The 13377-nt window shown below is 35.9% G+C and carries 13 protein-coding genes, 1 tRNA gene, 1 rRNA gene and 1 pseudogene; 7 read left to right on the top strand and 9 right to left on the bottom strand.

All coding sequences use genetic code 11. The features are described from left to right. A 16S ribosomal RNA gene (locus ACIQYG_RS06395) occupies positions 1-67 on the bottom strand; the annotation flags it as partial. A gap of 440 nt (positions 68-507) precedes the next feature. On the opposite strand from ACIQYG_RS06395, the gene ACIQYG_RS06390 reads away from it, so the two are divergent. Then, positions 508-693 carry a hypothetical protein gene (locus tag ACIQYG_RS06390; protein ID WP_402836334.1) on the top strand — a complete coding sequence of 62 codons (186 nt, stop codon included), beginning with the start codon at positions 508-510 and terminating at the stop codon, positions 691-693. A 32-nt stretch (positions 694-725) separates the two neighbouring features. Here ACIQYG_RS06390 and ACIQYG_RS06385 read toward each other — a convergent pair whose 3' ends face one another. Continuing rightward, a complete protein-coding gene (locus tag ACIQYG_RS06385) occupies positions 726-1625 on the bottom strand; it encodes a DMT family transporter (protein ID WP_402836376.1) in 900 nt (299 codons plus the stop codon). A 153-nt stretch (positions 1626-1778) separates the two neighbouring features. Here ACIQYG_RS06385 and ACIQYG_RS06380 point away from each other — a divergent pair, with 153 nt between their 5' ends. After that, on the top strand, positions 1779-2486 hold the full coding sequence (locus tag ACIQYG_RS06380; protein WP_402836332.1) for an MgtC/SapB family protein: 708 nt from the start codon (positions 1779-1781) through the stop codon (positions 2484-2486). A gap of 110 nt (positions 2487-2596) precedes the next feature. Beyond that, a tRNA-Ala gene (locus ACIQYG_RS06375) sits at positions 2597-2669 on the top strand. Between the two features lie 334 nt (positions 2670-3003). Here the strand turns inward: ACIQYG_RS06375 and ACIQYG_RS06370 are convergent. The 7 genes from ACIQYG_RS06370 to ACIQYG_RS06340 all read right to left on the bottom strand — a co-directional run bounded on the left by ACIQYG_RS06370 (position 3004) and on the right by ACIQYG_RS06340 (position 8479). Beyond that, a complete protein-coding gene (locus tag ACIQYG_RS06370) occupies positions 3004-3129 on the bottom strand; it encodes a hypothetical protein (protein ID WP_402836330.1) in 126 nt (41 codons plus the stop codon). A 208-nt stretch (positions 3130-3337) separates the two neighbouring features. Continuing rightward, positions 3338-3790, bottom strand: a complete 453-nt coding sequence (locus ACIQYG_RS06365) for a dTDP-4-dehydrorhamnose 3,5-epimerase family protein (RefSeq protein ID WP_402836374.1) — start codon at positions 3788-3790, stop codon at positions 3338-3340. After that, the gene (gene rfbD / locus ACIQYG_RS06360) at positions 3786-4637 is read right to left on the bottom strand and encodes a dTDP-4-dehydrorhamnose reductase (RefSeq protein WP_402836328.1); all 852 of its coding nucleotides are present in this window, start codon (positions 4635-4637) and stop codon (positions 3786-3788) included. The genes ACIQYG_RS06365 and rfbD overlap by 5 nt, the downstream gene beginning before the upstream one ends. Then, positions 4634-5590 carry a dTDP-glucose 4,6-dehydratase gene (rfbB, locus tag ACIQYG_RS06355; protein WP_402836326.1) on the bottom strand — a complete coding sequence of 319 codons (957 nt, stop codon included), beginning with the start codon at positions 5588-5590 and terminating at the stop codon, positions 4634-4636. Before rfbB ends, rfbD begins: the two co-directional genes overlap by 4 nt. A 41-nt stretch (positions 5591-5631) precedes the next feature. Next, positions 5632-6501 carry a glucose-1-phosphate thymidylyltransferase RfbA gene (rfbA, locus tag ACIQYG_RS06350; RefSeq protein ID WP_402836372.1) on the bottom strand — a complete coding sequence of 290 codons (870 nt, stop codon included), beginning with the start codon at positions 6499-6501 and terminating at the stop codon, positions 5632-5634. A 221-nt stretch (positions 6502-6722) separates the two neighbouring features. Beyond that, complete coding sequence (locus ACIQYG_RS06345; protein WP_402836324.1) at positions 6723-7358, bottom strand: acetyltransferase; 636 nt, start codon at positions 7356-7358, stop codon at positions 6723-6725. Then, positions 7355-8479, bottom strand: coding sequence for a DegT/DnrJ/EryC1/StrS family aminotransferase (locus ACIQYG_RS06340; RefSeq protein ID WP_402836322.1), 1125 nt, complete (start codon positions 8477-8479; stop codon positions 7355-7357). Before ACIQYG_RS06340 ends, ACIQYG_RS06345 begins: the two co-directional genes overlap by 4 nt. Positions 8480-9221: 742 nt before the next feature. On the opposite strand from ACIQYG_RS06340, the gene ACIQYG_RS06335 reads away from it, so the two are divergent. From ACIQYG_RS06335 to ACIQYG_RS06320, 4 genes and pseudogenes are all read left to right on the top strand, one after another. Next, complete coding sequence (locus ACIQYG_RS06335) at positions 9222-10529, top strand: FkbM family methyltransferase (protein WP_402836321.1); 1308 nt, start codon at positions 9222-9224, stop codon at positions 10527-10529. 28 nt (positions 10530-10557) lie between these two features. Further along, the gene (locus ACIQYG_RS06330; protein ID WP_402836370.1) at positions 10558-11640 is read left to right on the top strand and encodes a glycosyltransferase; all 1083 of its coding nucleotides are present in this window, start codon (positions 10558-10560) and stop codon (positions 11638-11640) included. A gap of 405 nt (positions 11641-12045) precedes the next feature. Next, complete coding sequence (locus ACIQYG_RS06325) at positions 12046-12399, top strand: hypothetical protein (RefSeq protein ID WP_402836320.1); 354 nt, start codon at positions 12046-12048, stop codon at positions 12397-12399. Positions 12400-12722: 323 nt separating this feature from the next. After that, a pseudogene (locus ACIQYG_RS06320) lies at positions 12723-13377 on the top strand (collagen-like triple helix repeat-containing protein); the annotation flags it as partial.

Here is a 13377-nt window from a genome sequence, read left to right as displayed (position 1 = left end):
GCTCGACTTGCATGTATTAGGCACGCCGCCAGCGTTCGTCCTGAGCCAGGATCAAACTCTCCGAAGAAATGTTTGACTTGCTCATTTGCTTTTTTTGATAGTGTGTGCTCACTTAAAAATTAACGTTGGCGCTTTGTTTTGTTCAGTTTTCAAAGAGCAATTTCGATGTCGTCTCTCTCAGAAGCGACCTCTATAATGTAACACATTCCGTCACGTTTCGTCAACAACTTTTTTAAAAAACTTTTCAACAACTTGTTAGCTGTTTAAGTTGCTGTCTTAGCGACAAGAAATAATATACCATGTACTAAAAATGTTTGCAATACGTTTTTAAAAACTTTTTTCAAAAAAAACATTATCACCTATTTCCTTCTATATATTCTTTACATCATCATCACATTCTTCCCCCTGCTATCCAGGCCAGCCCATGTTTTATGAATAAACGAAGCATATTTCCAAAGAAACACAAATAGTCATATATAGATATCTTTTTTCCTATGAGGTGAAGCAATGAATCTGCCATTAATCGGATTACTTATTTCTTACAGTATGGCCCTTTACTTATTCAGTACCGCTTTTTATGAAGCCATCAAGTTCAGCAGAGAAAAAGGCAAGGTGAATGGTACGACGTTTTTATTCAGCTTTACTTTCGCTTTGATTTTCACACGGATCACCTGTTTATTTCACCCATATTAGATAAAAGCAGTAAGTCGGGAGACTTACTGCTTTTATACGGAGACTTGCGCCTCTTTATGTTCCTTGCTTTTCTTTTCATCCTTTAAGAACATCATCAAACCACCCAGTATGATGGTACCTCCAAGGACCTGCGTCCAGAGTATCGGTTCATCTAATATGAAGTAAGCCAGAATTGTCGCTCCCACCGGTTCAAGCAAGATTCCCATCGAAAGCGTCGATGTGCTTAACCATTTTAGTGACCAATTGAATAAAGAATGTCCTAATAAAGTCGGGAAAATGGCAAGCAAAACGAAATAGATCCAATCGGAAGCAGGATAAGGCGCCAATGCCTCTCCCTTGAAGATCACATAGAAAAACAATGCGACGGCGCTGATTGCATACACGACAAATGTATATGTTATAGAAGAGATGCGTTTTCGGACATTTTGACCAAACAGTAAATAACCGGTTACCATCGCACATGCGATAAGCGAAAGAATATCTCCCCAAAGCGCCATACCGCTGATTCTCAAATCACCCCAGCTAATGACAAGGCTGCCTGCTATCGCAATGATGCCGCTCAATATCGCCTTCATTGAAAATCTTTCTTTAAAAAACAGGTAGGCTCCGGCAAAAGCAAATAAAGGCTGGAGGGTTACGAGCACAGTTGAACTCGTTACCGATGTGTAATTAAGCGATTCAAACCATAAAATAAAATGAAAAGCCAAAAACACTCCTGCCGCAATCGAATACAGCCAATCCTTTTTTTCAATGAATTTAAGTTCATGACGGTATTTCACCATGAAAACCGGTAACATAAGAAGGACGGTAAATAATAAACGGTAAAAGGCGATAACACCCGATGGAGCGGTAGCCAATTTAACAAGGATGGCAGAAAACGATACGGATGCCACACCGATCGCCAACGCTACATAGGGATTCACTTTTGGCATTTGCACTTAGATATTCCTCCTTTCAACGGAATTACGTTACATAGAACTCTATTCTACTATGTTAAAATTATTAAGGTAGTTTTTTTTGAAAAACGGGTATATGGCAACAGACGATTTTATTCTTCGATAATAATTCGGAAGTGGTGAAACAAAATGGAATGGACATTCGACCCTCAATCGGAACTGCAAATCCTTATCAAATTGGGGATTTCAGCTCTCCTTGGACTAATTATCGGCCTAGAGCGAGAAATGAAACGAAAACCCGTTGGATTAAAAACAAGCCTGGTCATTTCAATCGTCAGCTGTTTATTAACGATCGTTTCCATGGAATCCGCTTATAAATTCCCGGGGAGCGACGACGTTAATATTACGATGGACCCCTTGCGTCTTGCGGCCCAGATCGTTTCTGGCGTCGGTTTTATAGGTGCAGGCGTCATTCTCCGGCGTGACAACAACAGCATATCCGGTTTAACGACAGCCGCCATCATCTGGGGAGCGGCGGGAATCGGGATCGCCGTTGGAGCTGGTTTTTTTCTCGAGGCCATAGCCGGCGTCATCTTATTGATCATTAGTGTCGAATTGGTGCCCGCAATCGTCACCTGGCTCGGACCGATGAAGTTACGGCAAAAAGAAATCTTTCTGCAGCTGGTTGTACAAAATAAAGATGACATTGCCGTCGTACTGAAAAAAATCAAGGACGAAAAAATATTCATCAAAAATCTTAGAATCAAAGATGTGTCAAATGACAACCACCTTTTGACCCTTAAAGTTCTGGTCGATCATAAAGTTAGAACATCGGAAGTGTATTACACTGTCTCCAATCTTAAGGAAATTGCACGGGTGGAGATTGAAAATGTATAATAAAAAAGCCGTTTGACTACCCTCAAACGGTTTTCTTAATCATTTTTGCAAAAATCTCATTTTTTATATTGACTTTTCACCAAAATCCGATAAAATAATTATTGTACCTCGGGGCATTAGCTCAGCTGGGAGAGCGCTACGCTGGCAGCGTAGAGGTCAGCGGTTCGATCCCGCTATGCTCCATACTTTATACGAAATCAACGTCACGACAACGTTCGTGGCGTTTTTCGTTTTCGTTGACTTGTTTCATTGACTTGAAAGAATAACAGCTATACCACCAAACCGATAACACGTCTTTTCTTTACGATAAATATCCGTATTGAAAGGGCGTGTTTTTTTATGTTCGAAACTCATTCAGAAAAGCGAAAAGGAAAACGGGTCAAGAACGATCGCCTTGGCGTTGCTTCGTCTTCCAACAATGACTTGGACGTTCTATTCAAAATTCATTACAATGCTAACTCGCCCAAGGTCGGGCAAAAAGAACGCATTTCTCATCAATTTCTTCTTGATCGTATATTTAAAAAACTACTTCAACTTTTTTGGCTTGTTTTTCGAAATTTGCTTCGACATTTTCCACGTAAAATCTAAAATACATTAATTGTGATTGAACTATTATAATGTCTACTAATCTTTCGATATCCATTCGCAAACATCCCTTTATTTGATTTTCAATCATAATAATCAGAGCAACAATTGAGTTTCAAAGACGAAATTCATGAATAAAAAAGACGCCCTGACATTGGGACGCCTTACAATCAATTATCCCTTTTCAACCATTTTTGAATATCCCGACTTTGCCGATTTTATGACCCATTTCAAGATGCTCCCTATTATCTAGCCCAAATAGTTTTTTATCTATGTTTTGTTTCCCAATCAAAATTAATTTCTTTATCATCCCATGGAATTCTTTTTTCATCTGGTTGAGAAGGGTTATAAGATTTTGTTGTACAATACACAATTGTAGCTGACTTTTCACCAAGGACGCGGTAACCATGAGCAACCCCTTTGGGAATGAGTAAAATACTAGGATTGTTTTCGCCCATATAATAAACATTTGTTACACCTTTGGTAGCAGAGTGTTCTCTCAAATCATATAATACAACTTGAGCATTACCTGATGGAAAAAACCAAAAATCATCTTGCTCTTCATGGTAGTGAAATGCTTTGATGACGCCTGGGTATGATGTTGACCATGATAATTGACCAAAATGAGATAATAGATGGTCATCGTCTCTTACTACTTCTGCAAAAAATCCTCTATCATCAACATGCTTTATCAATTTTTTAGAAATGACGCCTTCAATTTTCACTGCTATCAGCTTCCTTTTTTAAGAATTCATGTAAACCTTCTTTCCAATTTCGTAAAAAGATCCCGTTGATATTTATCTTTTTATGACTTAAAACAGAATACATCGGTCTCGGTGTTTTTATACCATATTCTTCCGTTGAAACAGGGATGATGGTTGTTTGCGCTTTTAAAAATGTTAAGATTTCAGTTGCAAATTCAAACCAGCTGCAACTTCCTGAGTTCGTGACATGATAAATGCCATGCGGTTTTTTTAGTAATTTTTCAAGTGCTATTCCTAAATCTTTCGTATAAGTAGGACAACCGTATTGGTCATCAACAACGCGGATTTCTTGTGTATGGCTTGCTAACTTTTTAATCGTATTGACGAAATTTTTTCCTCCATGCCCGTATAACCAAGATGTCCTAATGATTGTGGTATTTTCATATGCAGCTAACGCCAATGTTTCGCCTAGTTGTTTGCTTTTTCCATAAATTGTTTTGGAGTTAGGAACATCATCTTCTATATAAGGTTCAGCCTTATCTCCATTAAATACATAGTCTGTACTAATATGAATAAACTTAACTTTGTTTTCTTTTGCCTCACAAGCTAAATAATAAGGTCCAATTGCATTTATTAAATATGCTTTTTCTAATTCTGTTTCGCATTGATCAACTTCTGTAAAAGCTGCAGTATTGATTAGAAAATCCGGCTTTATATCAACAAGCATTTGTTTTATTTTAGCTTGATTCGTAATATCTAATTGGTGTTTGACAAATGGAAATACCTCATAATCTTTATTATTAAATAGTTGAGTGAGTTCTTTTCCTAACTGGCCGCCTGCACCTGTAATGGCAATTTTCATATTGGAGCACCTTTAAATTTATTAATGTACCATTGAACAGTTTTTTCTAATGATTGATCAAAGGAATAGTTTTGTTTCCAACCTAACTGATTTTGTAATTTAGAAGAATCAATTGCATATCTCCGGTCATGACCTTTTCTATCTTCAACAAATTCAATCAAGTGTTCAGGTTTCCCCATAATTTCTAAGATTCGTTTTACAACATCAATATTTTTTCTTTCATTACCTCCGCCAATATTATAAACTTCACCGAATGTTCCTTTTTCAAGGATAAGGTAAATGGCTTTGCAATGATCTTCTACAAACAGCCAATCTCTAATTTGTAATCCATTCCCATATACTGGGATATTCTTGTTATTAAATGCGCTATAAACAATGGTAGGAATAAATTTTTCAATGTTTTGAAAAGGTCCGAAATTATTGCTGCATCTTGTTGTAATTAAAGGTAATTTAAATGTTTCATAGTAAGAGCGGACTAGTAAATCGGAGCTTGCTTTTGTAGCGGAATAGGGATTATTAGGTGAAAGAGGGGATTGTTCTGTGAATGGTTGTTGAGTTGAGCTTAAAGTACCGTATACCTCGTCTGTTGAAATATGGATCATTTTTTTTGCATTTCCTATGATTAATTGTTGTAATAATTGATAAGTGCCAACTATATTTGTCTGTATGAACTTATCTGCATTTTGAATACTATTATCAACATGAGACTCCGCAGCAAAATGTACAATTGCTTCATATTGTTGATCCATCACTGTTTCAAGATCCTTCTCATTTACGATACTTCCTTTAATAAATCTTAACCTTGAATCAGACGTTAAGGCGCGTATCACTTTAGGATGGCTTGCATACGTAAGCGAATCAATAACGGTTATATTATATAAAGTATTTTTTAGCAAGTAGTGAACGAAGTTGAGACCGATAAAACCGGCACCGCCTGTAATAAGAAGATTCATTAAATTACCTCCTTTCATTAAAATAGCTTTAAGGACAAAAGTTATTTTTGTTCTACTAATTTTAAAAGGTATTGCCCATATTCATTTTTCTCTAATGGATTTGCCAAATCAAGAAGTTGTTGTGCTGAAATAAAACCTTTACGAAAAGCAATTTCTTCTATACAAGCAATTCGAACGTTTTGCCTGTTTTGAATGGTTTGAATAAATAAAGAAGCATCAAGCAGAGATTCGTGAGTGCCGCTGTCCAACCAACAAAATCCTCTACCTAGTAACTCAACATTCAGTTGATTTTTTCTGAGATAACTTTCATTGATTGAAGTAATTTCATATTCACCGCGAGCAGATTTCTTAATACTTTTTGCAATTTCAATTACGTTATTATCGTAAAAATAAAGCCCTGTTATGGCATAATGTGACTTAGGATTAACAGGTTTTTCTTCCAAAGATATCACTTTATGATTTTGATCAAATTCAACAACACCAAATCGTTCAGGATCTTTTACATGATAGCCGAAAATAGTTGCACCGGTATCCCGATTAGCTGCTTGTTCAAGTATCTTAGTAAAATTATGTCCATAAAAAATATTGTCTCCTAATATTAAGGATACTGAGTCTTTTCCTATAAAAGTTTCTCCTATCATAAAAGCCTGTGCAATTCCCTCGGGTTTTGCCTGTGATAAATAACTTAGGTTCAATCCCAATTGTGATCCATCACCCAACAAATGTTTAAACTTAGGTAAATCAGCAGGGGTGGAGATAATTAAAATGTCTTTAATTCCAGAAAGCATAAGTACGGACAGCGGATAATAAATTAAGGGTTTATCATAAACAGGTAAAAGCTGCTTCGAAACGACCGTAGTTATTGGATATAATCTAGTGCCGTATCCACCAGCTAATATTATTCCTTTCACCATAGTCACATCCTCAAACCGTATATTTTCTATAAGCATAATGAATTTTGATACCTTTGATCTTTTTTTATCATATGCTCTTTCTTGATGAGTATGAATGGACAGTAAGTGGCTTTTTTATTGAACAATGCTTTTAAAACTCATTGTAAAGTGGTCATGTTCCAGGCGTTTTTTATCTGCTAAAAATATGCTTTAAATAAAACTCTACCTTCATTTACACTTTAATCTAAATTCTTTTTAAACTGTGCAGGTACCCCCGCATACATGGTCTTTGCCGGAACATCATCTTTTACAAATGCTCCGCCTCCTATGAACGACCAAGCACCTATATTGATTTTTTCACGGATGGAAGAACCAATACCAATGTAAGCTCCTTCACCTACCGTGACATTACCTCCAATATTAACTCCAGGACCTATCGTAACATAGTCGGTGATCGTATTATCATGGCTAATGTTCGAACTGCGATTAATGATAACAAAATTCCCGACTTGAACATTTGTGGTTAAAATTGTTCCTTCACAAATAACCGATCCAATTCCAAGCTTATTCCGCTTTGAAATATAAACAGAAGGATGCACTAATGTATCAGCAATCTCAAAACCAGCATTCATAGTTTCTATGGCAAACCTCTTTTTTAGAGCGGGGGCACCTACACCTGCACAAACAATTTTTATTTTGTCTTTAAGAGAATAAATATCATGGAGATCGCCTAAAACAGGTACACCATCTATTATTTTCCCCTTCATTTCCGATCTTTCATCAAGAAATCCAGCAACTTCATAATTTGAATAATCACATAGATGATTTACCTCACGTGCATGCCCTCCGCAGCCCCAGATAACTAGCTTTTTCATGGTTCCAGTCCTTTAGCAAGAATTTTTGTTACTTGGGCAATATCACTTTTTTCAATTCCTTCCCAGAGAGGTAAACTCAGTATTCGTCCTGATATATTATTAGTATTTGCCATTAATGTTCGCTCGAATGATGAAAAGATTTTTTGTTGATGACAAGTTGGGGAAAAATAAGTCCGTCCTTCTATATGATTGTCGGCCAGCAGTTTTACAAAGTCTATATTACTTTGATCTTCAGGACAGAGTACGGGCATAAATTGATAGGCAATTTCACCTTCTGTTTTTTGGAGCTGCCACCCTTTGTTTAACTTTGGATTTTTTTGGAATTCCTCTAGGTACCACTGATAAATTTGCTGTCTTATTTGATTTTTTTCAGGAAAGGCATCCAGCGTTGCCAGAGCAATAGCTGCACTATATTCTGAAAGTTTGCTATTAAGACCTTGTGAGATCGTTTCCCGATTAGTCGAAAATCCAAAGTTTCCTGCTTGTCGAATCTGACTTATCAATTCTCTGTCAGCACTATAAACTAAGCCGCCTTCACCAATTCCGAATGATTTTGTAGCATGAAAGCTGAAAACGATAAGACCAGGGAAATCATTTCCAAATGATCCACTTCTCCCTTTTGTTCCAAAACTAGGGGCAGCGTCAAAGACGACTGGCACTCCCGTCTTATGTAGTTCCTTATAAAAGGTTAGGTTTACATCTGTACCAAAGGTTGCATAGGGAACTACTACAGCAACTTTATCTCCTAACTTTTTTAATAGATCTTCAACAAGTTCCTCATTCATACACCAATCGTCCTTATTCACATCTACAAAATAAGGTTCTAAACCACACCACATAGCCGCTAAAGGGGTTGCAGAAAAGGTAAAACTGGGCATTAATGCATACTGACCTTTAGGCCGTTTACTTTGATTAATAGCTAACATCAGCCCAATGGTAGCATTGTTGACCGTGAGTGCTGCTCCATTTCCTTCATAATATTCAGTTAGGACTCGATTCTCAAAAAGAGTATTTAAGGGTCCATAATTACTGTACCATCTGGATTTTTCTATTTGGGATAAATAATGAGTAAATGTATCTTGTCTCACCAAGTTGGGTCGTAAAAACGGAATTTTAATCATGTGGATAATATTCATCTCCGTTTCAATTAATCTATAAAATCCATTAAAAAAACATTTGAAGGCTTAATTATAGACAGGAAGTATAGACTTTTTAAATCCTCGCACATTTTAAAGTAAAAGATCCTTTACAAAATATGCATTTATTTATTGTGTATTCATGTGAAAAATAATCTCTTCGTTTTGGGGTGGATGGCGCTTATTGAATGATATGAGTACGCAGCGATTTTTTTCCATTCATATTCCTTTAGATAAATTTTTATAGATAGATTCGGATAATTAAATCTATAACTCCAAAGATTGGTCACTTGAATTCACAGCGTTCGAATGGGGGTAAATGAACATTAATCATCTGCATTTTCCTATATTTTATAATGTCATACTCTGGAGTCATAAAGCATACTATTTGTTGATATTGAGCGACGAAAGAATTATATATAAGCGAAAAAATTCACAGCATTCGAATGGGTAAATGAACATTAATCATCTGCATTTTCCTATGTTTTTAAATGTCATACTCTGGATTCATAAAGCATACTATTTGTTGGTATTGAGCGACGAAAGAATTATATAGAAGCGAAAATGTAACAGATGAGGAATTCTATAGGTCCAATAGTACGTTCTTAATATTAATTACTTTTTTGAATTAACTTAGTTAATCATCTTTATCACGATAATGGGTATCAAACAATATACTTAAATGACTAAAATGAATCCATCTGGACGAAAGGCGGTAATTCGAATTATGCAAAATGAATCACCCTCAATGGAAAGAGAATTAAAAATAAGCTTGATTAAGGATATAGAAAATCTTGATGCCCTGATGAAACTTGGAGAGATTTACTACTCAAGTGATCGACTCTGTTTAGCCAAAAGCTGCTTTTCAAAGATTCTAGGGATTTCCAACGATATTTATCAAAAAGAAAAGACAAGAAAGTTTTTACTTATAACAGAACGTGATATCCAAATGAATCAAAGCAAGATGGATCACTCTGTTCCTGATTTTTTAGATTTGCTCATCAAAGAGCTGCTCGAACATTCATTAAATGACTACTACTACAATATCGATATGGAACTTTTTGAAATGATGTCTGTACCTGTTTCTATTGACCGGGTTGTAGTTAATACAGAAAACGAAAAAACGGAGATTCTCAATCAATTACAAGGAATTACTGAACTTTATTATCATCTTGAAGATAAAAACTCTCGGGATTTATTAATGAAACTTTTGGCGTTTCGATTATTAGGAAATAAGAAAGTTATGTTACCTTTAAACACAATGGAATATTGGGCTAAGAGAAAATCACTCCAAAATCTTATCAATTCAAATGAGAAAATTATCACTAAATCTCACAAATGGAACCTTCAACTCTTTGATTTGAGAAAAATAAATTTTGATCTCCAACTATTTTGCTTTCCTATTGGAATAAGTGCAACTTTTGTAGATGGTCAATATGAGTACGATAATATTTCACCTGCAATAAAAGCAAGAGAAGGAGACATTGTAATTGATGCAGGCGGGTGCTTTGGGGATACTGCGCTCTACTTTGCTCATGAAGTTGGTGAAAATGGGGTTGTTTATACAATAGAATTTATACAAAGTAATCTGGAAATTATGAAAAAAAATTTTAGCCTGAACGAAAATCTTCAACAGCGAATTACAATTGTTGAACGCCCGGTTTGGAATAGATCAAACGAAATACTTTATTACATGGATCAGGGACCTGCGAGTTTTGTTACATTCTCTAAGACGAAAGATGTAAATAAAGAAACACATACAGTTTCTATTGATGATTTGGTTAAAGAAAGGGCTATACCTAAAATAGATTTCATTAAGATGGATATAGAGGGCGCTGAGATTAATGCTTTGAACGGGGCTGTTAAGACAATTCAAGAGTTCAGACCTAAACTTGCCATAGCAATCTATCATCAAATTAAAGATTTTGCTAGTGTTGTAAACTTCATTTCAGATTTAAATTTAGATTACAAGTTTTATTTAGGTCATTATACAATATATGCCCAGGAAACGATTCTATTTGCAATTCCGAAATAAGAACCGGAAGGAATGAATCAAAGTGGATATGAAAAACGAAATTCTTTCTGACACGTCTCGTCGCCTTGCCGTTATCGATACAAGATTTCCATGGAAACAAAGTGGTTTTCGTTATTGGGAAAATATCCAAATTTTTAGACAAAGACCTGATACTCTTTTTTTTGCTGTACAATTATATCATGATGAATTTCCTGCAAAAGTATATAATTTCCGGTCATTTTATTCAATTGCAAAAAAAGAGGGAATCACTGATATATATTGTGTTTTTTTAAATCTTGTTTTAAGTTTGTTAGGTAAATGCCATCTCTCTGATGGTACCTACATGCCTGGATCAAATCCAGGTTTTAATATCAGCACGTTTTTAAAAGAGAATAATATAAACATCCACACAACGTTATATCCAGGCGGAGGCTTGGATCCTTCCACTTCTGATGAATTTCTCCATATTGTAGCCCAAAATTGTAAAACAATATTTACTAACATTAATGAAGTATTAAATGTCATTCCGAATAGCATTTATAATCCGGTCGTAATCAATACGGATTTCTATTCTTATGCTCCCAAGTCTAAACAAAAACCAATACAAATAACTTTTTCTGCTCATCGTGCAGAACGCAAAGGTTTTCCATTATTGGCACAAACATTTAATCAACTTGACGACCATTTTCATCTACATATTATAGGTGATTGGCAAAATGATCTTCATTTATTAACAAATAAAAATTATACCTTTTATGGTCTTCTAAATCCTGAAAGAATAAAAATTCTGTATGAGCAATCACATGTTTTTATTTATTGTGGTACTCAAGATCAGTTTGCCCTTGATGGATTTCCAACAACAGCAGCAGTTGATGCGATGGCAACCGGTTGTGTCTTAGTTTCAACCAATCCTCGTAATGACCGTTTTTTACTTGAAAGCGGTGTTGATTATCTTGAGGTTGAAGCAGACGTAAACTCAATAATAAGCACTTTGTTCTGGATCAAGGAAAACTTCCAGCAAGCAATGGAGATTGGGAAAAAAGGTGCAACCAAAATCAAAAATAATTTTGATTCTAAGGTTATTGTAAAATCGAAATTATCCCATATTTTTGAAACGAAAAACAATAATTAATTTTTTAATACTAATAGGAACAAATAATTGTGGAGTACCATTTACTTAGTTATATAGATAACACTGCCGAAATGCGGGTTAGGGCAAACACTCAATCATTTGCAGTAAATCTGAATAAGATATAGGAAACAGAGTAACAGGCATATTTATTTGATTCTGTTTTTTTAGTACTAGTACTATTCTTCATCCCCGACTCTAAAGCACACTCTAATTAACATACTAACTTTAATTTTTGAATGCCTTTGTGCTGAACTAAAATAGTGATAAGAAAAAATGATTTTATACTTTTTTTATCAAATGGAAATATCCCAACATTTATTTAGTTCGCATTATTTTATTAGGGTTCTTATTCTATTTTGAATGATTATACGAGTGTGAAAGACTAATAAAGGAGGGATCAACTTAATGGCAGTATTATCAACCGGACCAATTGAAAATAGTCCAGTTAATGATGTCAGACCAACCCAACAGGTTACAATTAAAATGGTTAACCGAGATTCTGTCAATTCTGCCACTGTTTTAATACAGGGGTATTATTTAAACGACTCCAGAACATTGTATGTGCTAGAGGTGGTATTATTAGCCCCTAACGAAGTTGCTACGAGAAATTATTATGCAAACTTCAATGCATTTGAATTCCTATTTACCACAGGCGGCCTAGCAGAAGAAAGTACTGGAATTTCAGTTTGGGGAAGAAATGCATCTGGGCAATTAATAAGCTCACAGCGTCTAGTATCTGATGAGCAACTCGAGGAATAAATCCATTGCTGTACAGGGATAAACTCTCAATCATTTTACAGGGATAAGAAATAAGGTATAGGGAACAAGGGTTTGGAGATTCTTTGTTCACTCAGCTTTTCAAAAACTCACTCTATCAAAATTTTAATGAAATTTTTTAATGTCGGAGTATGTAGGGTCATATACTGATTGAATAATTCTTTTAATCGTTTTCATAGGAGTTTTATTTGATTTTTACAATATGTTATCCTGTCTGTTTTATACATTTTATATTTTTTTATAAATCATTTAATCACATGATCAGAGTGTGACATTATTTTTGTTTAATAGGAGGTATCAACATAATGGCAGTATTATCAACCGGACCGATTGCAAATAATCCTGAAAATGGAGTCAGACCATCCCAACAGGTTACAATTAAAATGGTTAACCGAGATTCTGTCAATTCTGCCACTGTTTTAATACAGGGGTATTATTTAAACGGCACCAGAACATTGTATGTGTCAGAGGTGGTATCATTAACCCCCAATGAAGTCGCTACGAGAAATCATTATGCAAACTTTGATGCATTTGAATTCGTCTTTACTACAAGCGGCCCAGCAGAAGAAAGTACTGAAATTTCAGTTTGGGGAAAAAATGCATCTGGGCAATTGGTGCCTGCCCATCGTATCGTATCGGATGAACTTTTAGGATCAGATGAAGGCTCGCCAGGACCTGCGGGACCACAAGGTGCAACAGGCCCTCAAGGAACAGAAGGCCCTCAAGGTGCAACAGGTGCTCAAGGTGCCGAAGGTCCTCAAGGAACGGAAGGCCCTCAAGGAGTTGCAGGTCCTCAAGGTGCAACAGGCCCTCAAGGTGCAACAGGTGCTCAAGGTGCCGAAGGCCCTCAAGGAGTTGCAGGTCCTCAAGGTGCAACAGGTGCTCAAGGTGCCGAAGGTCCTCAAGGTGCAACAGGTGCTCAAGGTGCCGAAGGCCCTCAAGGTGCAACAGGTGCTCAAG

It is taken from the genome of Peribacillus sp. NPDC096622, from assembly GCF_044762665.1.
GTDB classification, from domain to species: Bacteria; Bacillota; Bacilli; order Bacillales; family DSM-1321; genus Peribacillus; species Peribacillus frigoritolerans_B.
This window is presented reverse-complemented; position numbering and strand designations above follow the sequence as displayed.